The organism is Mesorhizobium sp. M0244, from assembly GCF_040321795.1.
Lineage (GTDB): Bacteria > Pseudomonadota > Alphaproteobacteria > Rhizobiales > Rhizobiaceae > Mesorhizobium.
On sequence record NZ_JAMYSE010000040.1, the window covers coordinates 13604 to 39657 of the forward strand.

Annotated in this window: 29 protein-coding genes and 2 pseudogenes; 21 read left to right on the forward strand and 10 right to left on the reverse strand. The window is 62.1% G+C overall.

Going from position 1 to position 26054, the window contains the following annotated elements:
• Positions 1–15 precede the first annotated feature (15 nt).
• Positions 16–1326 (forward strand): hemolysin family protein, encoded by a 1311-nt coding sequence (locus NKJ08_RS21975; RefSeq protein WP_352523255.1) that lies wholly within the window; start codon positions 16–18, stop codon positions 1324–1326.
• A 132-nt stretch (positions 1327–1458) separates the two neighbouring features.
• Here NKJ08_RS21975 and arr read toward each other — a convergent pair whose 3' ends face one another.
• Positions 1459–1866, reverse strand: a complete 408-nt coding sequence (arr, locus tag NKJ08_RS21980; protein ID WP_502896062.1) for an NAD(+)--rifampin ADP-ribosyltransferase — start codon at positions 1864–1866, stop codon at positions 1459–1461.
• A 215-nt stretch (positions 1867–2081) separates the two neighbouring features.
• On the opposite strand from arr, the gene NKJ08_RS21985 reads away from it, so the two are divergent.
• Positions 2082–2375: a hypothetical protein gene (locus tag NKJ08_RS21985; RefSeq protein WP_352523252.1), complete on the forward strand. Its 294-nt coding sequence runs from the start codon at positions 2082–2084 to the stop codon at positions 2373–2375.
• A gap of 51 nt (positions 2376–2426) precedes the next feature.
• On the opposite strand, the gene NKJ08_RS21990 is transcribed toward NKJ08_RS21985, so the two are convergent.
• Positions 2427–2732: a hypothetical protein gene (locus tag NKJ08_RS21990; protein WP_352523251.1), complete on the reverse strand. Its 306-nt coding sequence runs from the start codon at positions 2730–2732 to the stop codon at positions 2427–2429.
• A 183-nt stretch (positions 2733–2915) separates the two neighbouring features.
• On the opposite strand from NKJ08_RS21990, the gene NKJ08_RS21995 reads away from it, so the two are divergent.
• From NKJ08_RS21995 to NKJ08_RS22020, 6 genes and pseudogenes are all read left to right on the forward strand, one after another.
• Positions 2916–3758 (forward strand): N-acyl homoserine lactonase family protein, encoded by an 843-nt coding sequence (locus NKJ08_RS21995; protein ID WP_352783294.1) that lies wholly within the window; start codon positions 2916–2918, stop codon positions 3756–3758.
• On the forward strand, positions 3755–4228 hold the full coding sequence (locus NKJ08_RS22000) for a MarR family winged helix-turn-helix transcriptional regulator (protein ID WP_352523248.1): 474 nt from the start codon (positions 3755–3757) through the stop codon (positions 4226–4228). Before NKJ08_RS21995 ends, NKJ08_RS22000 begins: the two co-directional genes overlap by 4 nt.
• Entirely contained in the window at positions 4197–4709 is a 513-nt protein-coding gene (locus NKJ08_RS22005) for an SRPBCC family protein (RefSeq protein ID WP_352776686.1), read from the forward strand. The genes NKJ08_RS22000 and NKJ08_RS22005 overlap by 32 nt, the downstream gene beginning before the upstream one ends.
• Before the next feature lie 14 nt (positions 4710–4723).
• Positions 4724–6754, forward strand: coding sequence for an ABC transporter ATP-binding protein/permease (locus NKJ08_RS22010; protein WP_352523245.1), 2031 nt, complete (start codon positions 4724–4726; stop codon positions 6752–6754).
• A 268-nt stretch (positions 6755–7022) separates the two neighbouring features.
• Positions 7023–7496, forward strand: coding sequence for a VOC family protein (locus tag NKJ08_RS22015; protein ID WP_352523401.1), 474 nt, complete (start codon positions 7023–7025; stop codon positions 7494–7496).
• 225 nt (positions 7497–7721) lie between these two features.
• Positions 7722–7829 (forward strand): annotated as a pseudogene (locus NKJ08_RS22020) (alpha/beta hydrolase); the annotation flags it as partial.
• Positions 7830–8000: 171 nt separating this feature from the next.
• Here NKJ08_RS22020 and NKJ08_RS22025 read toward each other — a convergent pair.
• Positions 8001–8213 carry a LysR substrate-binding domain-containing protein gene (locus NKJ08_RS22025; RefSeq protein WP_352783318.1) on the reverse strand — a complete coding sequence of 71 codons (213 nt, stop codon included), beginning with the start codon at positions 8211–8213 and terminating at the stop codon, positions 8001–8003.
• A gap of 54 nt (positions 8214–8267) precedes the next feature.
• Here NKJ08_RS22025 and NKJ08_RS22030 point away from each other — a divergent pair.
• The 3 genes and pseudogenes from NKJ08_RS22030 to NKJ08_RS22040 all read left to right on the forward strand — a co-directional run.
• Positions 8268–8435: pseudogene (locus tag NKJ08_RS22030) on the forward strand (SDR family oxidoreductase); the annotation flags it as partial.
• Between the two features lie 407 nt (positions 8436–8842).
• The gene (locus NKJ08_RS22035) at positions 8843–9277 is read left to right on the forward strand and encodes an FKBP-type peptidyl-prolyl cis-trans isomerase (RefSeq protein WP_352523244.1); all 435 of its coding nucleotides are present in this window, start codon (positions 8843–8845) and stop codon (positions 9275–9277) included.
• Positions 9278–9584: 307 nt separating this feature from the next.
• Positions 9585–10262 (forward strand): HAD family acid phosphatase, encoded by a 678-nt coding sequence (locus tag NKJ08_RS22040; RefSeq protein WP_352523243.1) that lies wholly within the window; start codon positions 9585–9587, stop codon positions 10260–10262.
• Positions 10263–10423: 161 nt separating this feature from the next.
• Here NKJ08_RS22040 and NKJ08_RS22045 read toward each other — a convergent pair whose 3' ends face one another.
• Positions 10424–11404 (reverse strand): quinone oxidoreductase family protein, encoded by a 981-nt coding sequence (locus NKJ08_RS22045; protein WP_352776684.1) that lies wholly within the window; start codon positions 11402–11404, stop codon positions 10424–10426.
• 98 nt (positions 11405–11502) lie between these two features.
• Between NKJ08_RS22045 and NKJ08_RS22050 the strand changes: the two genes are divergently transcribed.
• Positions 11503–11895, forward strand: coding sequence for a winged helix-turn-helix transcriptional regulator (locus NKJ08_RS22050; RefSeq protein ID WP_352523239.1), 393 nt, complete (start codon positions 11503–11505; stop codon positions 11893–11895).
• A 74-nt stretch (positions 11896–11969) separates the two neighbouring features.
• Here NKJ08_RS22050 and NKJ08_RS22055 read toward each other — a convergent pair whose 3' ends face one another.
• Positions 11970–12575, reverse strand: coding sequence for an NADPH-dependent FMN reductase (locus NKJ08_RS22055; RefSeq protein WP_352523237.1), 606 nt, complete (start codon positions 12573–12575; stop codon positions 11970–11972).
• Positions 12576–12665: 90 nt separating this feature from the next.
• Between NKJ08_RS22055 and NKJ08_RS22060 the strand changes: the two genes are divergently transcribed.
• Positions 12666–13034 (forward strand): winged helix-turn-helix transcriptional regulator, encoded by a 369-nt coding sequence (locus NKJ08_RS22060; RefSeq protein ID WP_352523235.1) that lies wholly within the window; start codon positions 12666–12668, stop codon positions 13032–13034.
• 49 nt (positions 13035–13083) lie between these two features.
• On the opposite strand, the gene NKJ08_RS22065 is transcribed toward NKJ08_RS22060, so the two are convergent.
• From NKJ08_RS22065 to NKJ08_RS22080, 4 genes are all read right to left on the reverse strand, one after another.
• The gene (locus tag NKJ08_RS22065; RefSeq protein ID WP_352783298.1) at positions 13084–13404 is read right to left on the reverse strand and encodes a hypothetical protein; all 321 of its coding nucleotides are present in this window, start codon (positions 13402–13404) and stop codon (positions 13084–13086) included.
• Between the two features lie 143 nt (positions 13405–13547).
• Positions 13548–13943 carry an acyl-CoA thioesterase gene (locus NKJ08_RS22070; RefSeq protein WP_023678380.1) on the reverse strand — a complete coding sequence of 132 codons (396 nt, stop codon included), beginning with the start codon at positions 13941–13943 and terminating at the stop codon, positions 13548–13550.
• Between the two features lie 137 nt (positions 13944–14080).
• Complete coding sequence (locus NKJ08_RS22075; protein ID WP_352523232.1) at positions 14081–14743, reverse strand: hypothetical protein; 663 nt, start codon at positions 14741–14743, stop codon at positions 14081–14083.
• Between the two features lie 125 nt (positions 14744–14868).
• On the reverse strand, positions 14869–15822 hold the full coding sequence (locus tag NKJ08_RS22080) for a LysR family transcriptional regulator (protein ID WP_352523231.1): 954 nt from the start codon (positions 15820–15822) through the stop codon (positions 14869–14871).
• Between the two features lie 105 nt (positions 15823–15927).
• Between NKJ08_RS22080 and NKJ08_RS22085 the strand changes: the two genes are divergently transcribed.
• The 5 genes from NKJ08_RS22085 (at position 15928) to NKJ08_RS22105 (ending at position 22040) form a co-directional block, all read left to right on the forward strand.
• A complete protein-coding gene (locus tag NKJ08_RS22085; RefSeq protein ID WP_352523230.1) occupies positions 15928–16719 on the forward strand; it encodes an alpha/beta fold hydrolase in 792 nt (263 codons plus the stop codon).
• Between the two features lie 869 nt (positions 16720–17588).
• Positions 17589–18146, forward strand: a complete 558-nt coding sequence (locus NKJ08_RS22090; protein WP_352523229.1) for a hypothetical protein — start codon at positions 17589–17591, stop codon at positions 18144–18146.
• Positions 18147–18295: 149 nt separating this feature from the next.
• Positions 18296–19912, forward strand: coding sequence for a GMC family oxidoreductase (locus NKJ08_RS22095; RefSeq protein ID WP_352776683.1), 1617 nt, complete (start codon positions 18296–18298; stop codon positions 19910–19912).
• The gene (locus NKJ08_RS22100) at positions 19909–21120 is read left to right on the forward strand and encodes a mandelate racemase/muconate lactonizing enzyme family protein (RefSeq protein ID WP_352523227.1); all 1212 of its coding nucleotides are present in this window, start codon (positions 19909–19911) and stop codon (positions 21118–21120) included. Before NKJ08_RS22095 ends, NKJ08_RS22100 begins: the two co-directional genes overlap by 4 nt.
• A complete protein-coding gene (locus NKJ08_RS22105; RefSeq protein WP_352783303.1) occupies positions 21117–22040 on the forward strand; it encodes an NAD(P)-dependent oxidoreductase in 924 nt (307 codons plus the stop codon). The genes NKJ08_RS22100 and NKJ08_RS22105 overlap by 4 nt, the downstream gene beginning before the upstream one ends.
• Before the next feature lie 92 nt (positions 22041–22132).
• On the opposite strand, the gene NKJ08_RS22110 is transcribed toward NKJ08_RS22105, so the two are convergent.
• Positions 22133–23071 carry a diacylglycerol/lipid kinase family protein gene (locus NKJ08_RS22110; protein ID WP_352783305.1) on the reverse strand — a complete coding sequence of 313 codons (939 nt, stop codon included), beginning with the start codon at positions 23069–23071 and terminating at the stop codon, positions 22133–22135.
• 735 nt (positions 23072–23806) lie between these two features.
• Between NKJ08_RS22110 and NKJ08_RS22115 the strand changes: the two genes are divergently transcribed.
• The 3 genes from NKJ08_RS22115 to NKJ08_RS22125 all read left to right on the forward strand — a co-directional run bounded on the left by NKJ08_RS22115 (position 23807) and on the right by NKJ08_RS22125 (position 26051).
• Positions 23807–24241 carry a DUF4383 domain-containing protein gene (locus tag NKJ08_RS22115; RefSeq protein ID WP_023719157.1) on the forward strand — a complete coding sequence of 145 codons (435 nt, stop codon included), beginning with the start codon at positions 23807–23809 and terminating at the stop codon, positions 24239–24241.
• A gap of 6 nt (positions 24242–24247) precedes the next feature.
• Positions 24248–25378, forward strand: a complete 1131-nt coding sequence (locus NKJ08_RS22120) for a hypothetical protein (protein WP_352523224.1) — start codon at positions 24248–24250, stop codon at positions 25376–25378.
• Between the two features lie 160 nt (positions 25379–25538).
• Positions 25539–26051 (forward strand): hypothetical protein, encoded by a 513-nt coding sequence (locus NKJ08_RS22125; RefSeq protein WP_352523222.1) that lies wholly within the window; start codon positions 25539–25541, stop codon positions 26049–26051.
• The last annotated feature ends 3 nt before the right edge of the window (positions 26052–26054 follow it).

Here is a 26054-nt window from a genome sequence, read left to right on the forward strand (position 1 = left end):
TGCTATGGACCCGGCATGCTTTATGCTGAAATTGCCATCGTGGTCGTCCTCATCTGCGTGAACGGCCTTCTGTCGATGTCCGAGCTCGCTATCGTCTCGTCGCGGCCGGCCCGGCTCAAAGCGATGATCGACCGCAATGTCAAGGGTGCCGGCCGGGCTCTGGCGCTCGGCGCCAATCCGGGAAAGTTCCTGTCCTCGGTGCAGATCGGCATCACTTTGGTGGGCGTTTTGTCCGGCGCCTTTTCCGGCGCCACGCTCGGCCAGCGGCTGGCTACCTTCCTGGCGTCGGCCGGCGTCCGCGAAAGCCTCGCCGATCCCCTCGGCGTCGGCATCGTCGTCGCTGTCATCACCTATGGCTCGCTGATCATCGGCGAACTGGTGCCCAAGCAGATCGCATTGCGCGACCCCGAACGGGTCGCCGTCAGGGTCGCCCCGGCGATGACAATCCTCGCCAGCGTCTCGGCGCCGCTGGTCTTCCTGCTCGATTTTTCCGGCCGTGCCCTCCTGTGGCTGCTTGGCCAGCGCGGCCAGAGCGAGGAGAAGGTCACCGACGAGGAGATCAAGATGCTGGTCGCCGAAGCCGAGCACCATGGCACCATCGAATCCGACGAACGGCGCATGATCGCGGGCGTCATGCGGCTCGGTGATCGTGCCGTGCGTGCGGTGATGACGCCACGCACCGAGGTCGACTGGATCAATTTGCAATCCGACGAGGCGACCATCAGGAAGCTGTTGATGGAAACCCAGCATTCGCGCCTGCCGGCCGGCGACGGCGGCGTCGACGCCATGATCGGCGTCGTCCAGACCCGCGACGTGCTGGCGGCGATGCTGGGCGGCCGCGCGCTGGACCCGCGCCGGCACGTGCGCGCCGCGCCGATCGTGCATGACCAAGCCGACGCGCTGGACGTGCTTGCGACGCTGAAGGAATCCGACGTGCCGATGGCGCTGGTGCATGACGAATACGGCCATTTCGAAGGCATCGTCACCCCGGCCGACATACTGGAGGCGATCACCGGCGTCTTCCGTTCGGACCTCGACGCCGGCGAAGAGGAAAACGCCGTCAAGCGCGAGGACGGCTCATGGCTGCTCGCCGGCTACATGCAGGCCGACGAGATGGCGGAGGTTCTCGGCATCGACCTGCCCGAGAACCGCGACTACGAAACCGTCGCCGGCTATGTGCTGTCGCATATGCACCATCTGCCGGCGACCGGCGAATGCGTCGACGCGCAAGGCTGGCGCTTCGAGGTGGTCGACCTCGACGGCCGCCGCATCGACAAGCTCATCGCCACCCGCCTGCCCGGCGGCCACCGCGAGGTGGTGCGGTAAGACGCGGTGCGGGGTGGGCTGTTCGAATGTCAGCTCTTGACCCAATTGCGGACGTGGAGCCGTATTTTTCGCGCGGCTGCGACGCAGAAATGCGATTGCCGCCGACCGTACGCCAAGGCCAAGCTTGGCAATTCAATCGATCGCCTCGATGCCTTGCGCCTTCAGGCGTTCGAGATGATCCTTCATCTCCTTCAGCCGCTCGGGGGAGTGGCCCTGCCACTCGGTGACCTCGCCGGTGATCCTGAGCGGCTCGCGGGCGCGATAGGACTGCGTCGGATTGCCGGGGAATTTCTTGTCGGTAAGGTTTGGGTCGTCCATGATCGGGCCGGTTGGCTCGACGATGTAGATCCTTTCCCGTCCGTCACCAGTGGCCAGCTCGGCACCCCAGATGGCCGCATCCAGAGTGCCACTCAGATAGACCCAGGCCGCCTGCTTTCGCGCGCCGTAATTGGAACTGTAGCCGGCTTCGATCAGGTCTCCCGGTTTAAGGTCGGCCCGGGTGCCGTGGTAGAATTGGCGCGGGTTGTCGGAGGCTGTCATCGGCTCGCTACTCATCCTCGTTGTCTCAAGCGTCATGGTGTCGTGGTGCGCACTATTTCATGCACGTCACCGAATCAAGCGTCTGGCCGTGCGGTTATCGGACGTCCGCTCTCAGCGCTCCTGACACCCATTCCAGTCATCCCGCCCAATGCACGCTATCGGTCGGCTGCCGGTGCGGCTATTATCGGCGCTCTGCATGTCACCACGGTGGAAAAATGGATCTGCAAACCTTCAGGGATTCGATTGCAAAACCACAGCCACCAGCCGGCTTGAGCCCTGCCCTGCAGGCGCTGTGGTGGGATGCAAAGGGCGATTGGGCTAAGGCGCACGAATGCGCGCAGCAGCGCGACGATACGGCGGGCATGCACGTGCATGCCTACCTCCATCGCAAGGAAGGCGACCAGTCGAATGCGGAATATTGGTATCGCCGCAGCAACGCCGCGCCGTCGACCTCAACGCTTGACGAGGAATGGGAAGAGTTGGCGCGTGCACTTCTTGGGCAAAGCTGACGCGGCTCGGTCCCTCGCAAAATAGCCGGTCCTGCATCCACTCGCCGGGGTTCAGTTGGCGCCCTGTGGCTTGTCCCTGTCGTTCCATTCCGCATTGCGCGCTCGCGCTTCTTCGGCGATCAGCTTGAACTCCCGCATCTTCGCACCCTCGATGGCGAATGCGCGGCTTGGCAGGACGCCGGGGTCCTCCTGACTGTTCTGAAACTGAAAACGGGCCTCCAGTTCGGCCCATATCCGCTCGGGTGGCGTGTCCAGGCGGGCAAGTAGCGCGATGACCAGCGCCAAAGTCTCGCGCTGGGCATTCAGCCGCCCTTCGATCTCTTCATTAGGCAATTCGGACATGCGGATCGCTTCCAATTTCTGGCTCAACGGCAAAATCGCGCCCTTGTTCCGGAATTCAGCGCCGGCATGGCGTCAGCGGCGAGCAGCAGATGCTCGCGATTCTCATAGCGCAAGCGCGCCGATCTTTCTCCTCGGCCCATATTGACACCTAATACACGACGCGTCATATAATGACACGTCATTTAATGGAGAATGAAAATGAAGGTACATGCCATCCGGACCGGATCGGTCCGCATCAAGACGGCCCAGATCGAGGGACGCGGCCATGGGCTTGCCAGCATCTTTGCCGACAGGAACTGGTCCGACTGGCTGCCGACCTTCGCCTGGGCCATCGAGCACGACGAGGGCGTCATCGTTGTCGACACTGGACAGGCGGCACATCTGCTGAACTGGCACGGACGCTCGCTGCATCCGTTTTTTCGCTGGGAAGTACGCTACCGTATCGAGCCGGAAGAGGAGATCGGGCCGCAGCTGCGCAGCCTGGGCATGGGACCGCGCGACGTCAAGTGGGTGGTGCTCACGCATCTGCACATGGACCATGACGCGGGTCTCGTGCACTTTCCACATAGCGAGATACTCGCCGCCCCCAGTGAGATCGACACGGCGTCGGGTTTCATGGGAATGCTCCGCGGCTACCTGCCGCAACGCTGGCCCGACTGGTTCAACCCCACACGGCTCGAGCTCGACGATGGACCATTCGGTCCATTTGCGGCGAGCAAGCGCTTGACCATCGCGGGCGAGGTCATAGCGATCGCTACCCCTGGTCACACTGCCGGTCATCTTTCGGTGCTGGTGGAGGACGGCGACGCGACGCTCTTTCTCGCAGGCGACACGTCGTACAACCAGGCACTGATGCTTGCCGGCAAGGTGGACGGGGTGGGACCCGATACCAAGGTTGCCGCTGCAACCCTGAGAGCCGTCCGGCACCTCGCTGAGCAGCGGCCGACGATCTATCTGCCAACCCATGATCCGGAGAGCGCCGTGCGGCTGGCGACGCGTCAGCTGGTGACCGCTCCGTTCGAACTGGGAGCGGCGGCATGAACCCGGAAGAGGAGCTGCGATTCCTGATTCTCGGTGCCCAGCGCGAAGGCAACAGGCTGCTTACCGACTTGCTCTCCCCGCTTGGCGTCACCCCTTCCCAGGCTGAAGTCATCAGCTGCCTGAAGGCCGGCGAACCAATGTCGCTCAACGCTGTTGGCAAGCTGCTGGTCTGCGAGACCGGCAGTCCCAGCCGGCTGGTAAGCACGCTGGTCGAGCGGGCGCTCGTCGTCAGGCGGGAAAACGCCGAGGATCGTCGGCAGGTGGAGCTGGAGCTGACACAGGAGGGGCACCGGCTCGCCGCCGAAATCCGGCAGGTCGAATCCCGGCTTTATGGATGGCTGGGCCAGCGGCTCACCCTGGACGAGATCACAACCGCCGTCGGGCTGCTGCGAACTCTGGTCGCGGGAACAGCTGCCGGCAACGCAATCGCCCGGCGCAATGGGCCATCATCCGATCTCCCGAAGGAGTAAGTCACAAATGTTCGACACATCAATCGAGATCGACAGGCCTGCCCAGATCGTCTTCCGCCATATCGAGGATATCGAAGCCGCTCCGGCCTGGTACTCGGCGGTACAGTCGGTGACCAAGCTCACGGCCGGCCCGGTCGGTCGCGGCAGCCGCTATCGCTTCAGCCGCGACCTTGCCGGGCAGGTCCTCGAAAATATCGTGGAGGTCACGGAGTTCGACGCCGATGCACTGCTGACTTTATCAAGCTTGGACGGGCCGACACCATTTACCTATCGCTTTCGGCTGGTGCCGACGGGAAACAGAACGCATCTCCATCTTGAGGGTTCGATCAGCGGAAAGGGGCTTCCCGGGCCGATGGCACTTCTCGCGCCGCTTGCGTCCAGCTTCTTCGAACGCGGCATGCGAACGAATCTTGAAAGCCTGAAACGAATTATAGAGACGCCGGCATCTCGAGCGGAGATCATGAAACCTTCTGATTTTTAAGCCGTTATCGCCGGATGTCCGAGGCTAAATTCAAGCCGAAATTGATCGACGGCGCCAAATCGCGCGATACTGAAAAGTCGCGCCAGGAGAAGCAATCGACTGTCGAAGTCGCGTCTGAGGTCGTCGGCGAGGCCGCGCCGCCGCCGGATTTCATCGAACCCGATCCTGAGCTGACACCTGAAGAGGCCGAGCAGGCGCGCAAGAGATACCTGCTGAAGCGTTTCTGGATCAGCGCGCGCGGTTACTGGGGCAGCAGTGGCGATAGGCTCGCTTGGCCGTGCACGATCGGGCTGTTGGTCCTGATCGTCACCAATGTCGGCTTCCAGTACGGGATCAATGTCTGGAACCGCGCGATTTTCGACGCCATTGAGCAACGCAATGCCCATACCGTATATTGGCTGAGCGGCGTATTCCTGCCACTCGTGCTCGGAAGCGCAAGCCTTGTGGTGGCACAAGTCTTCTTTCGTATGACGATACAGCGCCGCTGGCGTTCCTGGCTCACCACCGCGGTCATCGCGCGTTGGCTCGCAAGCGGCCGCTACTATCAGCTGAACCTCGTCGGCGGCGACCACAGCAACCCCGAAGCCCGCATCGCGGAGGATTTGCGGATTGCCACCGAATCGCCCGTCGATTTCATCGCCGGTGTCATCGTCGCATTTCTGTCGGCCTCGACCTTCATCGTGGTGCTCTGGACGATCGGCGGGGCCCTGACCCTGACGATTGCAGGTTCGACCGTCACCATTCCCGGCTTCCTGGTCATCACCGCAGTGCTGTATGCCGCGATCACGTCCACCTCGATGGCGGTCATTGGCCGCCATTTCGTCCACCTCTCCGAGGAAAAAAATCAGGCGGAAGCCGAGTTCCGCTACACGCTGACGCGGGTGCGGGAAAACGGCGAGAGTATCGCATTGCTCGGCGGCGAGGAGGAGGAGCGTAGCGGCATCGACAAGACATTCGCCCATGTGCTCAGGCAATGGGCGCTCCTTGCAGGCCAGCACATGCGCACAGCGCTGGTGTCGCAGGGGTCGAGCCTGTTTGCGCCAGTCGTGCCGGTTTTGCTTTGCGCCCCAAAGTTTCTCGAAGGCAGCATGACACTTGGACAGGTAATGCAGGCTGCCTCTGCCTTTGCCATCGTGCAGGGCGCGTTCGGATGGCTGGTCGACAACTACCCCCGTCTCGCTGATTGGAACGCCTGCGCACGGCGCATCGCCTCGCTGATGATGTCGCTCGACGGGCTTGAGCGTGCGGAACAGAGCAACACCCTTGGACGCATAAAGCGCGGCGAAACAGAAGGCGATGCGATGCTCGGCCTGAACAATCTCTCCGTGTCGCTCGACGACGGCACCGCCGTGGTCAAAGAAACCGAGGTCGTGATCGATCCAGCCGAGCGGGTGCTCGTTGCTGGCGAATCCGGCTCAGGCAAGAGCACGCTGGTGCGGGCCGTCGCAGGTCTGTGGCCGTGGGGTAGCGGCAGCGTCAACATCCACGCCAACCGACGGTTGTTCATGTTGCCGCAACGGCCTTACATACCCACCGGGACCCTTCGCCGCGCAGTCGCCTATCCAGGCGCCGCCGACAACTGGACGCTGGATATGATCAAGGCTGCCCTCGACAAGGTGGGACTCGGCTATCTCAACGATAAGATCGAGGTCGACGCGCCATGGGACCAGACCTTGTCGGGTGGCGAAAAGCAGCGGCTCGCCTTCGCGCGTCTTCTGCTGCACAGCCCCGATATCATAGTGCTGGATGAAGCAACCTCAGCACTCGATGAAAAGAGCCAGGAGACGATGATGGAGATGATCATTCGCGAATTGCCAAAGGTCACCATCATCAGCGTAGCGCATCGCGCCGAGCTGGAAGCCTTCCATAGCCGCAAGATCACATTGGAGCGGCGCGAGGGCGGCGCAAAACTTGTCAGCGATATCGATCTCGTCCGGCGCAAGGGCAGACGGAACTTGCTTGTGCGCCTTCTGAGGCACCGCCGCTCCCAACTGAAAGGCAGCACGACCTTGAGCAAAGCGGCGCTGCCCCAGACAAAAAAGTGAAGTCCGCCGGTCGAGGCCCCGGCGGACCGTCGCCCGTTCGAGTCACTGCCCGCGTCTGGTCTTAAAAGCACCAGCCGTGATACCTTGCTACCGTTCAGGTGTTGCTGTCGGAACGTCAGATGGCACAAGCGCATTCCATGTTCTGGTGCAAAGCCGAGGCTGGCTGTGAAACGGCCCGAGGGTGGGAAAATGGCCGGATCGGCTTCAAAAGCCCGGGTTAACTTCAAAAGCCAGGTTGATTTCAAAAGCAAAGGGACCAGCAATGACAATCGCCAAGAACACGATCTGCCTTTGGTACGACAAGGACGCCGAGGCTGCAGCCCGCTTCTATGCCGAGACCTTTCCTGACAGCTCGGTGAATGCCGTCCACCGCGCCCCCAGCGACTATCCGTCCGGCAAGGCGGGCGACGTGCTGACGGTCGATTTCACGGTCGCCGGCATCCCCTGTCTCGGCCTCAATGGCGGGCCGGCGTTCAAACACAACGAAGCCTTCTCCTTCCAGATCGCCACCGACGATCAGCAGGAGACCGACCGCTACTGGAACGCCATCGTCGGCAATGGCGGCCAGGAAAGTGCGTGCGGTTGGTGCAAGGACAAATGGGGCATCTCCTGGCAAATCACGCCGCGCGTGCTGACGGAGGCAATGGCCGCCGGCGGCGATGAAGCAAAGCGCGCGTTCGAGGCGATGATGGAGATGAAGAAAATCGACGTCGCAGCGATCGAGGCGGCGCGGCGCGGCTAACACTCTTGCGGTGACCCGAGGCGGAAGCCGGTGCATCGCCCGGCTGAGGAGGTCATCGATAAAATCAGAGCGGCGCCAGGAACGCCGCCGAGCCAGACAGGCGTGCGAAGGTGTTGAACTGCGCTGAGTTTTACGACGCCGAACTGCGACGGCACAACGAGGTCTTCAGGGCTGCCGTCAAGGCGGGAACGCATGCTGGCCCGCGCGGATGTGGATGTTGATGCGGCGCTGCGGCGGTTGCGCGATCTGTTGGATGCGCACTTGACCGCGGACGGTGTGCTTTTTGACTCGCGTGCCTGGATCATCACCGCATTTCGGGCGAGCAGATTGTAACCGCTCGGTTTGGCGGACATTGACCGGTAGGCGATCCTGTCCCCTCGGCTCGGCCTTCCCGTCAGTCCATTTGCGGCGTGACTTCTGAAAGCAGCCAATCCCGAAAAGCCCTGACTTTGCGCTGACGGATCGCCTCCGGCGGGTAGACGAGATAGAAGCTGGAGGGGGATTTCAGGGCGTGCCGAAGGGGCGGACAAGTCGCCGGGCGGCGAGGTCGGCTGCAACGAGCATGGTTCGGCCGAGCACTACCCCTTCGCCTTGTGCTGCCGACTCCATGGCAAAGGTGGCAGAGTCAAAGGTAATCCCGCTCTGTGGGTCCACGCCCTCGACCCCGGCGCTCGCCAGCCAGGTCGCCCAGTCGATCGGAAAGCTGTCACGGATCAGCGTGTGATGTTTGAGATCCTGAGGGGTGCGGAGCGGATGAGGGCCGGCGGCTCCATGACATTCACGTCGGGTATCAACAAGGACAAGCCGGCGATTCCGGGAGACTCAGTCGTCTCCGCGATTGCCGGCTCGTTCAGCTTTTTCGCCCGGGCCCTGGCGCTCGAACTGGGTCCGACGCGCGTCAATGTCGTGTCACCCGGATGGGTCGACACACCGATGTGGGATGTCGTTGGAGAAGCCAAATCCGGCTTCTTTGCCGACATGGCTGCCCCGGTTGCCCTCGAGAAAAATTCCGACCGCTGCGGATGTCGCCGCCGCCTACCTCTACCTCATGGAAAGCGACTTCACGACCGGCGAGACAATCCGCCTCGATGGCGGCCATAACCTGATCTAGCCGCCATTTGCACGCCGCCTGAATGGGTAGAGCCGGTATGACTGCTAGACCGGCGCACTCCTGCCGAAGGCGACGAACGCCGGCGGATCATGCCGGCGTAGCCCAATCGGGGTTTACATCGGCAGCCAGGTCCCTAGTTTTAGCGTTTCGCGCCGCGCACCCGAGTGCGTGGATGATCGAGGACGGGACCGTGAGCTCTGGCCGGCCCCTCAAAACCTTTCAAAGGATGACTACCATGACACAGGCCAAGAATGGCGACACCGTGCGCATCAATTACAATGGACGCCTGGCAGACGGCACCCAATTCGATTCTTCCGGCAACGAACCGCTGCAATTCACGCTGGGTGAAGGACAAGTGATCCCCGGTCTTGAAACCCATGTCGAGGGCATGGAGGTGGGCGCGAAAAGCACCGTCACTGTTCCCGCCGACGCCGCCTATGGCCCCCACCGCCCCGAAGCGGTCATGACCATCGACCGCGCCCGCGTGCCAGACAACATCAACGTTGATATCGGCACTCGATTGCAGGTCAGAACCTCAGAAGGGCGCCCCATGCCGGTAACGGTCGTCGGCGTGGACGACGCCAGCGTCAAGCTCGACGGCAATCATCCGTTGGCCGGACGGGATCTGGTGTTCGACGTTGAACTGGTCGAGATCGTTCAGGCGGCGTAGGGCTGGGCCAAGGCCGTGTTGGCTATGATTTCGGGTGACGCACCTCCGCCGGAGATTTCGGCGGTGCGTCACCTGCCGGAGGGAAAGACCGCGAGCAGCGCGGCTACTTTGAGCGGCGATTGTGGAAATCGTGTAGCTTGCAGCAATCATAGAGATATTCGGCGTCTGTTTCGAAATTTCTACTTCGGCGTCGCAGTTTCGAGAACTGTGCCTTGCCTCGCTTGACATGGACTTCTAGCGACCGCAAAGTCTCGTGATGCGGGCGATTGGTTGGAATAGAATTGCGCGTGTCGGGGCAATCGTGCTGATGATTGGCACAAATGTTCCTGCGCCGGCGCGTTCCGACTCGCTCCTTCTCACAAGCCCGTCCCAGCCAGCCAATGTCGGCGATGCGATGCTGGCGGCTGCCAATTATCATGATTCCGGCGACTATGATCGCGACCTTGCCGCAGTGGCGAAGCAGGCAGGTGATTGGGTCGTCAAGCGCGCAATGGAGGTGCCTCGCCCCGCACTGGTGCTCGATATCGACGAGACGGCTTTGGCCAACTGGGAAGTGATCACACGTGACAACTTCGGCCGCCCGATCGGCGGCGCCTGCGACATCGCAATCGACGGTCCCTGTGGCTGGGCCGCCTGGGATCAGCTTGCGAAGGATCCGGCTATCGACCCTGTGCTGGAGGTCTTCCGGCAGGCGCGAGCGGTGAAAGTCGCAGTATTCTTTATCACCGGACGTCCGGAGGATCAGCGTCAGGCAACCGAACAGAACCTGCAGTCGGCGGGCTATGCCGGCTATGAGCAACTCTACATGGTCCAGCCTGGAGCCAAATATGGTTCCGCCGCAGATTTCAAGTCACCCATAAGAGCCGAAATCGAAAAGGCCGGCTACACGATAATTGCCAATGTCGGTGACCAGCCATCCGACCTGTTCGGAGGGCATGCCGAGAAGCTGTTCCTGCTGCCGAATCCGTTCTACAGGGTTCGCTGACGGTCTGTACGGCACAAGCCCCGGACCCTGGGCTCCTTGCCGAGCACCGTGTCTGCGCTGCCAACGAATGCATCGTAACGTCGCAGCATCACGGCGAGAGTGCCGCGCAAAACGGTCAGAATCGACGATCGGCGTGTGGACGGCTCTAGCCGATCACGACACTAAGCTATCAAGACGACCTTGCCGGTCGCGCCGCGCTCCTCCAGCAGGCGATGCGCCTGGCTGGCCTGGTCGAGCGGGAAGCTGCCGCCTTTGGTCATCACGAGCTCACCACCGGCGGCCAGATCGAAAAGCTCCGAAAGGCTGGCTCTCAGCACATCGGCAGACAGCAGCGGCAGCAGCGCAAAACCTCTCAGCGACTGGTTGCGGCCGATCATCGTCTCCATCTCCGGGGCGCCGAGCGCGTATCTACCAAGTGCTGCAAACACCACCTCTCCGCACGGCGCCAGAGCCTCCAGCGCGGCCGCCGTCAGCGGGCCGCCGACAATGTCGTAGACGATGTCGACGCCGGCGCCGCCTGCCGCTTCCCGGACGCGCCCCGGCCAATCCGCGTTGCTGTAGTCGACGGCAGCGTCGGCTCCCAGCGACAAAGCAAGCTCGAGCTTGGCCTTGCTGCCGGCAGCCGCGAAGACGAGGCCTGCGCCCTGGCGCCTCGCAAGCTGGACAAGCAGGGAGCCGACGCCGCCCGCGGCAGCCGCGACCAGCACCGATTTGCCGCTGGGCGGGCTTTGCCGCGATAGATGCAATGCCGTCAGCCCTTGCACCATCAATGCCGTCGCATCTTCGAACGACAGAGCATCGGGCAACGGCACGGCCAGGCTTGCGTCGATCGTCACATAATCGGCATAGCCGCCAAACGGGCGGCTTGAGGCAAACAACGGCGCCGCGACGCGCGCGCCGAGCAAGGAAGCATCCACCCCTTGCCCGAGCGCCTCCACGATCCCGGTAGCCTCGACGCCAAGGAACATCGGCAATTGCGGCGTCACGGCATAGCGATCCGCGCGCATCAGCACTTCGAAGAAATTCACCCCCGCCGCATGAACGCGGACCAGGACCTCGCCGGCTTGCGGCCCAGGCTTCGGCACCTCGACTATTTCGAGAACGTCGGGCCCGCCGAAACGGCTTAGTTGAATGGCTCTCATCGCACGCACCGATCGCTATTGGCATCGGCCGCTGTTTGCCACTATCTGCCTGGCTTCGACTACACACCGATTTGTGCGCTGCTGACCGGGAGGTGACCATGCCCAAGCTGATCAAGAGACTGCCGATGCTGCCGGCGGAGCGCGCGCTCAAAGTGATTTCGGGCCGCTGGAAGGCGGTCATCCTCTACCATCTCTTCGACAGGCCCCGGCGGCTGTCGGCGCTGCAGGCGCTGATGCCCGATATCACCCAGAAAGTGCTGATCCAGCAGCTTCGCGAAATGGAAGAGCACGGCCTCGTCCGCCGCGAAATCTTTGCCGAGATCCCGTCGCGCGTCGAATATTCGGCGACGCGGCTCGGCGTCAGCCTCGAGCCTATCCTGTTGGCACTTTGCGAATGGGGCCAGCACCACGCCGACGAGCTGAATGAGATGGACCGCCTTGCCGATTGCATCATCAGGCCACGGCAAGCGCAGGGCGCACATGCCGTGTGAACAAAAAGGGCGGCGCATGCGCCGCCCTAATGCTTGGGAGAATTAATCCTTGGGAGGACTGTTCGAACCTGCTCTCAGGCCGCCTTGACTTCCTCGGCGACGGCATCGGCCTGACGCGCCGCTTTCAGCACCCTGGCCCACCATGCAATGTCGTTGACCAGCGCGGTTGCCGCCTGGTTCAGGTGCTCGAAATCGTCGAGCTTCTTGTCACCTTGCTTGACGGCAAGGAAATCGCCCCAGGCGATGTGGACGGCGGACTTGACCGGCGCCATCTGCAATTCGACCGCATGCAGCCTCAGCTGCTCGACCGCACGCGCGCCACCGACGCTGCCATAGCCGACGAAGCCGGCCGGCTTCTTGTTCCACTCGTTGGCGGCGTAGTCGATGGCGTTCTTCAGCACGGCCGTCGGGCCATGATTGTATTCGGCGGCGGTGAAGATGAAGCCGTCGAATCCGGCGACCTTCTTTTGCCAGCGCTGCGCCACTTCGTTCTGCGACGGCGCCCAGGCGGAGGATGCAACCTCATCGAAGAACGGCAGCGGGAAGTCGCGCAGATCGACGACTTCGACGTCGATGTCGGCATGCGACCTGGCGATCTTGGCAATCCATTGGGTCGGGACGTCGGCAAAGCGCGCCGCGCGGGTTGAACCAATGATGATGGCGATTTTGGGTTTTGACATAGAGGGCTCTCCTTGCAGGGAATACTGGTATCATTTAGATACCTGAGCTATATGAGTAACTGGTCGCTCAATGTGCAAGGAGGCACTTTTTTGTTACCAAGGCACCCGCACCGCACCGAGGATTGCCGCGCCGTCTCGGAAATCCTGCAGCGCGTCGGCGATAAATGGACGGTGCTCGTCGTCGGCAAGCTCGGTAACGGACCGTTCCGTTTCAATGAACTGCGCAGCGCCGTCGGCGGCATTTCACAGAAGATGCTGACCACCACTTTGCGCGGGCTCGAGCGCGACGGCTTCGTCACGCGCACGGTGTTCCCGACCATCCCGCCGCGTGTCGATTACGAATTGACCGATCTTGGCTACGAGCTTCTGGTGCCGGTCGGTGCGCTCGGCGAATGGGCGCGCAAGAACACCGAGCGCGTCAAGGTCGCGCGCGAAAAATTCGACGCCATGCATAGCTGAACCCTTGCGCTGCAAGGGGTTCAGCTTGTCGGGACCTTCCGGATGAGCGCTACTTCTTCAGTTGCATCTTGCCCTTCGGCAGCTTCTCGATCTGGTTCAATTTCGGGTTGGGGTTGACCACCCTGCCGCCGACCGTGCAGGTCGTGGTCGTCTCTGTGCGGCAATTGCTCACAGTCGTGCCGCTGGTGTCGCACTTCGTCGCCTTGCAGATCTCGCACGTGGCCGCTTGCCCGTTGATGGTGCGGTTTTCCGACGTGCAGGTGGCGCCTGGATCGCCTTTTTTGACCTCGGCAAAAGCGCTTGCGGACGACAGGCAGAGCAAGGCTGCAAAGGCACCCGCCAGGGCAGCGTTCAGCATGTGTTGACGCATTGTCTTTCCTCCCAAGATCCCGTCGGTCGCGCTGCAGGCGCGCATGCGGGAACCCGTTAGCCAAAGACCACGCGGGATCGCTGTCCGCATCCCCCGCGCGGGAGAGACGGCTGTTTAAATCCGTCTTCTGGAATCAGGCCGGGTCAGCCTTCGGCCGGAACAGCCTTCGGCTTGCCTTCGCCGTCCAGCGCCACCATGACGAAGTCGGCATGGGTGACCTTCTCCATCAGGTCGGAGAGATAGCGCTGCGCCCAGGCCTCGACCTTGAGCGTCATCGAGGTGCGGCCGACGCGTTCGACATGCGTATAGATGCATAGCGTGTCGCCGATCTTCATCGGCTTGGCGAAGGACATTTCCTTCACCGCCGCCGTCACCACGCGGCCCTTGGCGCGCTCGGCGGCGCGGATGCCGCAGGCGAGATCCATCTGCGCCATCACCCAGCCGCCAAAAATGTCGCCTGCCGCATTGGCGTCGGAAGGCATGGCCAGCGTCCTGAGCGTCAGATCGCCGATCGGCCGCCCGTCCGCATAATGCACCATGCTGAAAAACCTTTGCGATCGATTGTCCCGATCCGTATCGGCGGGACGATGATACGTCAACGCGCTCTCCGCACCTGGGTTGCCGGTATGGTGCGCGGCGCACGTACTAACGATAGAGTGCGTAATCGATGGACTTCTCACTTGCTTCTAGGGCGATACACCCCGCCATCACGTGCGAAAGGCTCTATATCTCGACAATCAGGAGCGGCTTTAACGGCGGCCATCCTTGCTAATAGGTATGGGACTCGAAACTCGTCCCTATTACTTTTTTGGATCTTATCCACGGCGTTCGAACTGACATAGTAATCGGGACAGGTGATGAAACCTTGGAGATACCCACCCCATGCCGTCGCCGCTGCGTAGATTTGGTACTGTGAACTGCCACGCGGCGCCGCATTGAGTAGGCTTAGCATCTCGTCGCGGGGATTCGGAGTTCCAATATCGAAATTTAGAATTTCATAGCTAAGGTCATCACACTCTGTTCCGGGTATCCCGCCGCCTTTGGCGCTCCAAGTGGTTTGTGCGTCGGAGTAGTGCTTTTGTACCAGCGCGAGGTCTGAAGGACTAAGGCTCCAAGTCAGCTTCTTGTAGTAATTTTCGAATGCCTTCATGTCTATCAGCGGAACCAAGTCGCACTTGTCGTCAAATTCTTTGTGTCTCGTCAGCGCGTTCATCATGCGGCCGAGTATGTCGGCGCGAGCCAATGAATCTTGGCTGGCCACGTTGTGATAGACCTCCTCCGCCAAAACGGTCGACGACGCGAGAGATGCGAGAAGCGGCAATAAAAAGATGAGGCGCATTTGAGACTCTTCACGTGAGCGTCGCCGATTTTGTCAGATGCAGCAGACCCTAACGAAGGACTGAGATAACAACAATATAGGAATTACGGTTCTACCTACGGATAGACTGAACGGCCTCGAAGAATTCACTCGATGCCGAGCCCTTGCTTTGCGTGCCGGATAGGTGTCCGACGTTCGAGCGCTCGGCGCAACGTCGGCGCCTCTTGCTCGATATAATCCCACAGACGGTTCGAGATCGGCCCGTGCGGCCGGTCGCGGCGGCGCGCCACCACCAACTCCTCAGTACGGCCTGGCAGATGACGACCGGCAATGGATTGCAGGCGTCCGTCGCGCAGTTCTTCCTCGATCAGGAAACGGGGCATGTGGCCCCACCCGAGGCCCTGCAGGATAATTTCCTTCTTCATGCCCTGATCGGCCACCATGCATTGAGGCGCACCCTCGATCATGAAGTAGTCTTGTTGCGGTGAATGGCGGGCCGTGTCGCGCATGACACATTGGGTGAGCGCGTGCATCTGATCCGGTGTGATTGGGTGCTTGATGCGCTCCGGCAGAAAGCCCAACGCCACTACGGGAAGGAATGGCACCTTGCACAGATCGATCCATTCCACCCGCGGGTCGCTCCTGTCGATCCAGTGCAGAATCAAATCGGCTTCGTCATCGAAGAGGCGCTCCCATGGGCCGCCCACCGCCTCGAAATGCAGATGCAGGCGTGTGCCCGGACACTGGGCGAAGAATCGTCCGAGCATGCCCAGTGCCTGCGGGCGCGGGCACAGGTCGCCGACCACCACATGGATCTCGCTTTCTTCGCCCATTGACAGCTGAGCAGCATGAAGCCGCAAGCCCTCGAGCTCGCGCAGCAGCGATTGTGCCCTGCGATGGAACGACAGCCCTGCCTCGGTGGGGCGCACGCGATAGCCGCCGCGATCCAAAAGGACGAGGTCGAGCTGCCGCTCCAGCTTTGCAACGGCTGCGAACACCGCCGGGTGCGAGCGATGCAGCATGGCCGCCGCAGGCTGAAAGCCGCCGCAGCGGATCACGGCATCGAAGCATTGCAGGTCGTGCAGGGTGAATTCAGCCATGTCAGCCTCTATTACAGAGATAGTCCTATCTTTGTAATATAATCAAAAGCGCGCCGCAGCTAGGCTTGCCACATCCAACGCTTCAAAGAGGAAGGTATATTCACCATGAATGAGCTGGATTTCGTGACCGTCGGCGATGGCGCGCGCATCGCCTATCGCATCGACGGCGACGCCGGGAAGCCCGTGCTGATGCTGTCGAATTCCATCGGCACCACGCTGCGGATGTGGGACATGCAAGTCGACGAGCTGTCGAAGCATTTCCGTGTTCTGCGCTATGATTTTCGCGGCCACGGAGGGTCAAGCGTTCCGGCCGGTGCTTATTCGCTCGACCGGCTTGGCCGCGACGTGATCGAGTTGCTCGATGCCCTGAGCATTGAACGCGTACACTTCCTCGGCTTGTCGTTGGGCGGCTTCGTCGGGCAGTGGCTCGGCATCCACGCGCCGGAGCGGATCGAGCGATTGATCCTGAGCAACACCTCATCCTACCTCGGACCGGCAAAGCAGTTTGACGAGCGGATTGCCGCCGTGCTGCAGGCGCCGGACATGTCCGAAACCGCCGAGATGTTCCTGGGTAACTGGTTCCCTGCAAAAATGCTGGCGGCCGGCGAGCCCGTCATCGAGGCATTTCGCACCATGCTGCTGGCCATAGATCGGCAAGGCCTGGCTGGTCTGTTTGCGGCGGTTCGCGATGCGGACCTTCGCCGAACCATAGCGCTGATTTCCAGGCCAACGCTCGTGATAGCCGGCCAGCACGACACTGTGACAGCCGTCAGTCACAGCGAGCTAATCGCGGCGACGGTGCCCGGCGCGAAGCTGGTTGTCCTGCCCGCGGTTCACTTGTCGAACGTCGAGTACCCTGCCGAGTTCATGGAGGCCGTGCTCGGTTTTCTGCGCTGAGTTGGAGCACGACAGGGATGCTGAGTGAAACCCCGTTTTCGAACATCGCGCGCATGGACCGCAACCTATGATGCATTAACGCGTAGCTCAGGCTAGACTGGGTAACATAGGTAGCGGATGACGGTTGATATGGAACTCAGCATTCGCCCATTAACGCCCGATCTGTGGCCGGCGCTCGAGGGCCTGTTCGGTGACAGCGCCGTCTGCAGTCGCTGTTGGTGTATGTACGGGCGGATCGGTCGTTCTTATCGAAAGCGACTCGGCGAGGAAACCAGGGCAGCGTTCCGGCAGGCCGTCCAGCATGGTCCGCCTCCGGGCATCCTCGCCTTCGACGGCGATACGGCTGTCGGATGGTGCCAGGTGAAACCGCGAGATGCCCTGCCCTGGCTCGATCGGCTATGGCAGCTCAAGCGCGTGGACGACAGGCCAGTCTAGTCCCTGTCCTGCCTCTACGTGCGAAAACGATACCGCAAGGCGGGGCGTAACATCCCAGCTGGTTGCACAGGCCCTGGAAGTCGCAAGGCGCGCAAATGCTCCGGCACTCGAAGCCTATCCTTTCGACGCCGACGTATCGCCGAGCGCTTCCGGCAGCGGATACGCCTCCGCCTTCGCGCGCGCCGGGTTCAAGGTCGTTGCCCGCAGGACGCCGGCCCGCCCGATCATGCGCTATCATTTCAAGCAGATTGCCGATCATCGCCCGTGATGCTCGGACGGGCTTGCCGACAAAGCACAGGCGAAGGCGTGGCCAACGTCCTGAGTTCAGATGGCGGGGCTTGAAATTCGGCAATGGGTCGACGCGGTCGCAGTGCCATCGCGCAGCCGACGTGATCCCGGTATACAGATGTTTCAACTTTGGTCAGGGGCACAACGTGGATTGGTTCACACGACGAAAGCCGTTCTCAGGCGTTGCGAAGTGGGCTTTCCCATTCAGCACGTTGACCACCATGGCAGAGGAGGAGCTGACGCCCTTTGTCGACGACACTTACCGAACGACGTCCCGGCATCTCATTTCTGATGGAGCGGGCATCTATATTCCTTATCGGTTACATTTTCTGCCAAGCGTGCGAGAGCATCACCTTGGCTTTTCGTTTCCGTCGCATTGCCTGCTGACACGATCGACAGATGGCTTTTTGCGGCAGAAATCAGCCAGGGTGATCCTTTCGCTGAACGAAAGTTGGAGCATCGCCTTCGTCGTTCTGCTGTTGGGCGAATATGTCGTCGAAATCGCCGAAGATATCTACGCGGCAGTACCTGATCTGGACGCATCAGCCTATGCCAGCTTTGTCCGACAGAACCGAAACATAACGCGTACGATGCGCACCAGGGCCACAAGCTATTGGAATGCCTATTATAGGCATGCTTATCCCAACCGAAAATCCTATCCAGCGATTGCTGTCCTCAATCAACTCGATGCGTGGGCAAGTTAGGTCTTCATCAATCTTCTTGGCGCTGAAAGTCGAAATTCAAACGAAGTTACCAGTCGCTTTTTTCACATCGGATGCCGGAAGACCCGGCGACGCCGCGCCGCGCCCAAGTCTAGGTTAGAGCCCGAATTCCGGAGCCGCCCGTAGCCACTATGCAGACCTATGATTTCATCATCGTCGGCTCCGGTTCGGCCGGCTCGGTCCTGGCCGAAAGGCTGTCGGCTTCCGGCCGCTTCTCGGTGCTGGTGCTCGAGGCCGGCGGCAGCGACCGCCGCTTCTACGTCCAGATGCCGCTCGGCTACGGCAAGACCTTCTTCGACCCGGCGGTCAACTGGAACTACAAGACCGAGCCTGACCCCGGGCTTGCCGGCAATGTCGACCACTGGCCGCGCGGCAAGCTGCTCGGCGGCTCGAGTTCAATCAACGCCATGGTCTGGATCAGGGGCGCGCGCGAGGATTTCGACGCCTGGCGGGATGCCGGCAACCCCGGCTGGGGCTTCGACGACCTGCTGCCCGCTTTCAAGGCGCTGGAGGACAACCAGGCCGGCGCCGATCAATGGCGCGGCGTCGGAGGGCCGCTGCATATCACCGACTGCTCGACCTCTGTCCATCCGCTCACCAAGCGCTATCTCGCAGCCGCCAACCAGGCCGGCCTGCCGCTCAACCCGGATTTCAACGGCGCCACGCAAGAAGGCGTCGGCGTCTATCAAATCACCACCAGGAACGGCCGCCGCATGTCGGCGGCGCGCGCCTTCCTGCGCCCGGCGATGAAGCGCAAAAATGTCCGCGTCGAGATCAACGCGCTGGCGACAAAAATCCTGTTCGAGGGCAAGCGCGCCGTCGGTGTCGAGTATCTCCAAAATGGAGAGACGAAAACCGCCCGCGCCGGCCGCGAGATCATCCTGTCGGGCGGTTCGGTCAATTCGCCCCAATTGCTGCAGCTTTCAGGCATCGGCCCATCGGCGTTGCTTGGTGCGCTCGGCATTCCCGTCATTTGCGCCAACGAGAATGTCGGGGCAAACCTGCAGGACCATGTCGGCATCAACTACACCTTCAAGGGCAGGCAGCCGACGCTCAACCAGATCCTGCGTCCGTGGTGGGGCAAGCTCCTGGTCGGCATGCAATATGTCCTCCTGCGGTCGGGTCCGCTGTCGCTGTCGATGAACAATGCCGGCGGCTTCTTCCGCACCGACCCGGCCGCGGCACGGCCCAACATGCAGCTCTATTTCCAGGCCTTTTCGACCGTCATTCCGAAGAGCGGCGAGCGCCCGATCCTGACGCCCGATCCGTGGCCGGGCTTTTCCATCGGCCTCTCTAATTGCCGGCCGTCGAGCCGCGGCGAAATCATGATCCGCTCCGCCAATCCGCGCGATCATCCCAAAATCGTCGCCAACGCGTTTTCGACCGAGGCAGACGTCGCCGAAATGCTGGCGGCGGTGAAATTCGTCAGGAAGATCGCATCGATGCCGGCGATGGCGGAGATCATCGAGGAGGAGGTTTTGCCGGGTCCGTCGATCACCTCCGATGCGGATCTCATCCAGGATTTCAGGAAGCGCTCCGGCACGGTCTATCATCCGGTCTCGACCTGCCGCATGGGGCCGGACCCGGCGCGCGCCGTCGTCGATCCGCGCCTGAAGGTGCATGGCCTCGAAGCCCTGCGCGTCATCGATGCCTCGATCTTTCCCGACAATATCACCGGCAACACCAACGCCGCCGCTATCATGACCGGATGGAAAGGCGCCGAACTGGTTCTGGAGGATCAAAAATGAAAATCACCGACGTCAAGACCTGGGTGGTCGGCAATCCGCCACCTGGCATCGGCGGCAAGTATTTCATCTTCGTCAAGCTCACCACCGATGGCGGCGTTGTCGGTTATGGCGAGGCCTACAACGCCACTTTCTCGGCCCATGTCACGGCGAGGATGATCGAGGACATGGCCGAGCGTTATCTCGTCGGCCGCGATCCGCACGATGTCGAGAACTTCTTCCGCCGCGCCTATTCGTCCGGCTTCACCCAGAGGCCCGACGTGTCGGGCATGGGCTGTTTCTCGGCGCTGGAAATCGCCTGCTGGGACATTATCGGCAAGGAGGCCGGCAAGCCGGTCTACAAGCTGCTCGGCGGCCAGGTGCACGAAACGCTGCGTTCCTATACCTACCTCTACCCGCACAGCGGCAGCGTCCATTCGGAGGATGCGCGCGGCAAGAACGTCTACAACGATCCTGATCTGGCTGCAGCCTGCGCGCTCGAATATGTCGAGCAGGGTTTCAACGCCGTCAAGCTCGACCCGGCCGGTCCCTACACCGCCTTTGACGGCCACCAGCCGCGCCTCGTCGACATCGACCTCTCCGCCCGCATGGTCAAGGCGATCCGCGAGGCGGTCGGCACTCGCGCCGATATCCTGTTCGGCACCCACGGCCAGTTCACAGCTTCGGGTGCGCTGCGCCTCGCCCGCGCCATCGAACCCTACGATCCGCTGTGGTTCGAGGAGCCGGTGCCGCCCGACATGCCCGAGGTCATGGCTCAGGTGGCGCGCGGCACGTCTATCCCGATTGCCACCGGCGAGCGGCTGACGACCAAGTTCGAATTCGCCCGCGTCATCGAGAACCGTGCGGCGACCATTCTTCAGCCGGACCTTGGGCGCTCCGGCGGCATTCTCGAAACCAAGAAGATCGCCGCCATGGCCGAGGCCTATCACATCCAGGTCGCGCCGCACTGCTATTGCGGACCGATCGTCGGCGCCGCCAACATCCAGCTCGCGGTGACGCTGCCCAACTTCCTCATTCTGGAATCGCTGAAGCAGTGGGACGGTTTTCACGAGAAGCTGCTCAAGAAGAAAATCGAATGGCAGGACGGCAACGTCATCCCGTCTAAGGAGCCAGGCCTCGGCGTCGAGCTCGACGAAGCCGTCTGCGAGGCGCATCCCTGGACCGGCAAGGACCTGCATTTGCAGATGATGCAGACGCCGTTGATGCCGTGAGCACGCGCCGGAGCTATGCCTTCATCGGTCTTGGCCATCTCGGCAGCCAGCTCGCCGCCAACCTGATCCGCAACGGCTTTGCCGTCACCGTATTCGACCGCGACCCGGCGGCCGTCGAGCGGCTGGTGGTGCTTGGTGCCGATGCCGGCGGGAGCCCGGCCGAGGCCGCCGCTCTGGCCGGCAATGCCATCACCTGCCTGCCATCGCCACAGGTCAGCGAGGCGGTGCTGGCCGGCCCCGGCGGATTGCTCGAAGGCCTCCCCGCAGGCGGCGGCTGGATCGAGATGTCGACCAATGGCCAAGACGAGATCGTGCGCCTTGCATCCCTCGCCTCGGCAAGAGGCGTCGAGACGCTCGAATGCCCGGTCACCGGCGGCGTGCATCTGGCAGCCGTCGGACAGATCACCGCGCTGGTCGGTGGCGACGCAGCACTCTACGCTCGCCACCGCCCGGCCGTCGAGGCGATGTGCGCGCGCTCGTTCCTGATGGGTCCGGTCGGCTCGGCGGCGGTGATCAAGGTCATCACCAACATGCTGGCCTTCATCCATCTGGTCGCCGCCGGCGAAGCGCTGATGCTGGCCAAAAAGGGCGGGCTCGACCTTGCCCAGTCCTATCACGCCATCGTCGCCTCCTCCGGCAACAGCTTCGTCCATGAGACCGAAAGCCAGCTGGTGCTGAACGGCTCCTACGACATCGGCTTCACCATGGACCTGGCGTTGAAGGATCTCGGCTTCGCCCTCGGCATGGGTGAAAAATTCGGCGTGCCGCTCGAGCTTGCCTCGCGCGTCGACGCAATCTTCAGGCAAGGCAAGCAGGCCTATGGCGGCAGCGCCTGGTCGACCATGATCGTCAAACTGCTCGAGGATGCCGTCGGCACCGACCTGCGCGCACCCGGTTTCCCGGCTAAACTCGCAAGTTGATATTGGCCGGATTATCAATCGATTTCAGTCGATTGGAGAGATCGCCGGAACCAGAGCCGCAGTCAACTGAATCAAAGTTTTAACAGCTTGATTCAATATCTCAGCGTCAATGCGCCGGGCAGGATCTCGAAGGTTGCCGGTATGCGACCCGGCGATTCGCCGTCTATGTCGATCAGCGCGGCGTTCTTTTGCACATCGCCGAGCGGCTCGACAACCACTTTCTTGCCGCGCAGGATGGTGATCGCCGGATGGTTGCGGTGCCGCCCGCCATAGAGCAGGCGAATGTCCCAGATCAGCTTCAGCTTGCCGGCGGCGCGCAGGATGACGATGTCGAACTCGCCGTCGTTAAGCTCGGCGTCGGGCGCGATCATCATGCCGCCACCGAAGAATTTTCCGTTGGCCACCGCCACCAGCGCCATGCGCGCCTCGACCGGGGCACCGTCGTCGACGGTGATCGCAACCTCCTGGAACCGGTAGCGGAGGAACTCCCAGACCGTGCGCCAGTAGAACAGTGCCTTGGCCGAAACCTTGCCCTTGCGCTTGTCGGCGTTGACCGCGCGGTCGGTGGCGCCGGAAAGCCCCAGGCTGGCGATGTTGATGAAATGGCGGCTGGCCAGCGCGCCGTGGTCGTCGACATAGCTGATGCAGCCGGCATCGACCTTGCGCCCTTTGGCCTCGGCAATCCGCTTCAGCGTCAGGTCGACGTTGTTCGACAGGCCGAGCCCGCGCGCGAAGTCGATGCCGGTGCCGCACGGCCGCAGCCCGAGCTCGGCCGTCCGGCCGCTTTCCCGGAAAGCTGTCAGCAGCCCGTCGGCACCCTCGCTGGCGGTGCCGTCGCCGCCGGCCGCGATCACCAGCTCGAAGCCGATGGCGGCAAGGTCGAGCGCCAGCCTTTCGGCATCGCCCTCGGCCTGCGTTTCACGCAGCTCGAAATCGCCGAAATGTCTTTTCAACGAAGCCGCAACCTCGGGCCAATGCCGCTTGAGCCTGCCGCCGCCGGCGATCGGATTGAGAACCACCGCGACCTTCAAGCCTGCCTCCCCAAGGCCATCGAACACGCCTTCCAATCATTTGCCGGCATTGAAGCCCACGCCGGCCCGCGGGGCAAGATCGAATGTCCGACAATGCGGCTTCCGCATCGAGGCGGCAAATCCCGGCCGGCGGCGGCAGAGATCGGAAAGTCGCTATTTTGGCAGGGTCAGTCCCCGATAATCCCGCTATTCACAGGCTTGCGGCAGTTTCGCCAAACGCTTATCCCCCGTACATTAAACCCATCTCAGGCGGCTACCGATCGCCACGCCGAAAGGCAAAGCGGAACGGCGGATTTCCTGAGGCCCGTACGGCCCTGAACGAGAACAGGCTTGCCTGTTGGAGGGATGGAAGCCGAGACCTACGGGGCCGCGGAAAGCGTGCGAACGCCGACGGCGGACCGATGCTGCCATGAAGGACGGCAAAAACCTTCGATGGCGCGCTGGGCAAAGCTCGCAAGAGTGGAGACCGGCGTGGTCCGGAACGGACGCTGCCCTCGGGCGGCGACTGGCAGGACCGTCAAAATCAAGGCCGGCATGGCGCGACATCTTTCGGGAGTTGCTGCCGCGACCGTGTCCTGATCTGACAGGGAGGCGCTGGGAGAAATCCCGGCGCCGACTGTCTTTGTGGCTCCGCCTGACGATTTTGCCGGCGACGCTTCACCCCACGCCAAAATCAGCTACTATCCATTGGCCGTCGGGGGCCGTTTGAAAGGGCTGACGGCAGGGGGACATTTCATGACGCTCATCCAAAAGCTTGCTGTTGCCTATGCTTTCCTGTTCTTCGGTGTTGTTGCCATCGGCTATGTGCCGGCCTTCAACGATGCCGGCGGCAATCTGTTCGGCCTGTTCTCGCTGCAGTGGTATGATGATTTGCTGCACGCCTTCTCCGGCGTCTGGGCGCTGGCCGCCGCCTTCATCTCGCACCGCCAGGCGGTGTTCTATTTCAAGCTGTTCGGCTCGGTCTATCTGTTCGACGGCGTGCTCGGGCTGGTCACCGGTTCCGGCTGCCTCGATGGCGGCATCTTCATCAACGGCTTCCGCTCCTTGAACGACATCGAATTTCCGGCCCGCTTCTTCGCCAACCTGCCGCACATCGTCATCGGCGGCTTCGCCGTCTATGTCGGGTTCTGGCTGTCGAAACGCGTCTACGACCATTTCGCCACGGCCTGACCGGCCATGTTCCTGTTCCGCTGGCTGAAGCGCATCATCAAGGCGATCCTCTGGCTCGTCGTCATTGTCGTGTTGATCCCGATCGCCGGGCTGGCCTACGGCTTTCTCACGACGCCGTCGCTGGACACAACACCATTGCCGGGCATCGCCGTGGGTGCCCCGCCGAAGGCGCTGGCCGACAAGGTCCGTGCCGAAATCCCCGGCTACCAGCGGCCGGAGGAATCGACCTTTCTCACCTATCCGGAATGGGCCATCGTCTACGCCGCCCGCGAATATGCCGGCTTCGTCGACAAGAACCAGCCGAGCGGTTTTCCCTATCTCTCCTATATCGGCCGCTTCTGGCAGGACTATGCGACGGTCATCCGCGCCAGTTCCGCCTACAAGTTCAACCTCGACAACCACCAGATGCTGGTGATCATCGGCACCAGCCACACGATCGAGCACGCCATCCAGTGGGCGTATGAGAATACGGTCGGCCGCATCACCGAGGCGACCGCCGGCAAGCGAACCGCCGTCGACATCTACCAGGCCAAGGTGGCGGCCGATTATGCCGGCTTTCTCGACCAGGTGCCGTGGTACCAGTTTCCGTACGCCGAAAAGCGCGCCGGCCTGTTTGGCGTCCAGCCGGCAGCGGACGACAGCGCCGTCCGCACCGGCGAACGCAAGCTCGCCTTCGGCCTCGCCGACACGATCAAGCAGGGCTATGCCGATCTGATCAAGTCGGCGCTCGCCGCCACCACCGATCCGGCCTTGCTTGACATTCATGTCTGGGCCAAGGGTCCGGTCGGCGAAGTGACGCGCAACGAACCCGACACCTTGCTGGAGCGCGATCTCGGCGCCGACGGCGCGATCTTCGTCACCAAGCGCTATCAGGTGTTCACCGACATGATCCCGCGCCTGATCGACAAGGGCGTCTCCTTCGTCGAGATCGGCGGCAATGACGAGATCATGCTCACCATGCTTTCCAATGACGAAATCAATGTTCCCGAAGGCGCGCGCGCTTTGTTCAGCTATCCGCTTCCGGCAGAGCCAGCGACGCGCCGCACCGGGCTGACCGTCGCCGTGCGCAAGCTGCACATCGTGCTGCCGGCGCTGATGACGGCAGGCGCCAGGCTCGAACACGTCTACGATTACTGAGGCCTTTCGGTCACAGCCGGCCTCCGCAAGACGTTGCGTGATGCTCCGCCACGCTCATTCCACAATCGCGGCCAAATCCCGCCTTGTTCCGCAACGATTGATGACGCCGTAGCACTTTGATCTTGCGCACATGCGCCAGGCAACTCGAAGGGACAAGACCGTGATCAAGACCGCCCTTGTCGCCATGACCATCGTCGGCTGCGACTGCGACGCCAGGCTTTGCGAGTATATCGGCGAGACGCCCGCCAAATGGTCGACCATCGCAGAATGCGAAGCGGCGATGAAAAGCCAGATGCTGCACGAGCGCAATTTCGATTATCCGCTGGTCTCGGGCATCTGCCGGACACAGAACTCGTCTTCGTCATCGCAGCTCGCGACCGCTTCCGAGCCTGAATTGACGACGGCTAGCACGGCCGCGACAGATCCGCTGCCATCGGAACTGAGCCATCGGCCCAGCGCTGCGGTCGGAACGCAGGCGACGGCGACGGAAACAGAAGCCGTCCGGCCGGTCGCCTACGAAGCGGCGGTCGATGGCGGCCGCGCCATGCTCTACCGCACGACGACCGGTTACGCCGTGGTCAAGAGCGATCTCGGCCGCGCCGCATCGGCAACGATCGGCATCGCCAAGCGCTCGGCGAACTGGCTGGCGGCGAAACTGCCTGACGGTCTGTAACCG

Excerpts from the sequence above, each read along its gene's own strand:
- NKJ08_RS21975 (WP_352523255.1), top strand. The coding sequence starts at position 16 with ATGCTTTATGCTGAAATTGCCATCGTGGTCGTCCTCATCTGCGTGAAC.
- arr (WP_502896062.1), bottom strand. The coding sequence starts at position 1,866 with ATGACAGCCTCCGACAACCCGCGCCAATTCTACCACGGCACCCGGGCC.
- NKJ08_RS21985 (WP_352523252.1), top strand. The coding sequence starts at position 2,082 with ATGGATCTGCAAACCTTCAGGGATTCGATTGCAAAACCACAGCCACCA.
- NKJ08_RS21995 (WP_352783294.1), top strand. The coding sequence starts at position 2,916 with ATGAAGGTACATGCCATCCGGACCGGATCGGTCCGCATCAAGACGGCC.
- NKJ08_RS22000 (WP_352523248.1), top strand. The coding sequence starts at position 3,755 with ATGAACCCGGAAGAGGAGCTGCGATTCCTGATTCTCGGTGCCCAGCGC.
- NKJ08_RS22005 (WP_352776686.1), top strand. The coding sequence starts at position 4,197 with ATGGGCCATCATCCGATCTCCCGAAGGAGTAAGTCACAAATGTTCGAC.
- NKJ08_RS22010 (WP_352523245.1), top strand. The coding sequence starts at position 4,724 with ATGTCCGAGGCTAAATTCAAGCCGAAATTGATCGACGGCGCCAAATCG.
- NKJ08_RS22035 (WP_352523244.1), top strand. The coding sequence starts at position 8,843 with ATGACACAGGCCAAGAATGGCGACACCGTGCGCATCAATTACAATGGA.
- NKJ08_RS22040 (WP_352523243.1), top strand. The coding sequence starts at position 9,585 with ATGATTGGCACAAATGTTCCTGCGCCGGCGCGTTCCGACTCGCTCCTT.
- NKJ08_RS22045 (WP_352776684.1), bottom strand. The coding sequence starts at position 11,404 with ATGAGAGCCATTCAACTAAGCCGTTTCGGCGGGCCCGACGTTCTCGAA.
- NKJ08_RS22050 (WP_352523239.1), top strand. The coding sequence starts at position 11,503 with ATGCCCAAGCTGATCAAGAGACTGCCGATGCTGCCGGCGGAGCGCGCG.
- NKJ08_RS22055 (WP_352523237.1), bottom strand. The coding sequence starts at position 12,575 with ATGTCAAAACCCAAAATCGCCATCATCATTGGTTCAACCCGCGCGGCG.
- NKJ08_RS22065 (WP_352783298.1), bottom strand. The coding sequence starts at position 13,404 with ATGCGTCAACACATGCTGAACGCTGCCCTGGCGGGTGCCTTTGCAGCC.
- NKJ08_RS22070 (WP_023678380.1), bottom strand. The coding sequence starts at position 13,943 with ATGGTGCATTATGCGGACGGGCGGCCGATCGGCGATCTGACGCTCAGG.
- NKJ08_RS22075 (WP_352523232.1), bottom strand. The coding sequence starts at position 14,743 with ATGCGCCTCATCTTTTTATTGCCGCTTCTCGCATCTCTCGCGTCGTCG.
- NKJ08_RS22080 (WP_352523231.1), bottom strand. The coding sequence starts at position 15,822 with ATGGCTGAATTCACCCTGCACGACCTGCAATGCTTCGATGCCGTGATC.
- NKJ08_RS22085 (WP_352523230.1), top strand. The coding sequence starts at position 15,928 with ATGAATGAGCTGGATTTCGTGACCGTCGGCGATGGCGCGCGCATCGCC.
- NKJ08_RS22095 (WP_352776683.1), top strand. The coding sequence starts at position 18,296 with ATGCAGACCTATGATTTCATCATCGTCGGCTCCGGTTCGGCCGGCTCG.
- NKJ08_RS22100 (WP_352523227.1), top strand. The coding sequence starts at position 19,909 with ATGAAAATCACCGACGTCAAGACCTGGGTGGTCGGCAATCCGCCACCT.
- NKJ08_RS22115 (WP_023719157.1), top strand. The coding sequence starts at position 23,807 with ATGACGCTCATCCAAAAGCTTGCTGTTGCCTATGCTTTCCTGTTCTTC.
- NKJ08_RS22120 (WP_352523224.1), top strand. The coding sequence starts at position 24,248 with ATGTTCCTGTTCCGCTGGCTGAAGCGCATCATCAAGGCGATCCTCTGG.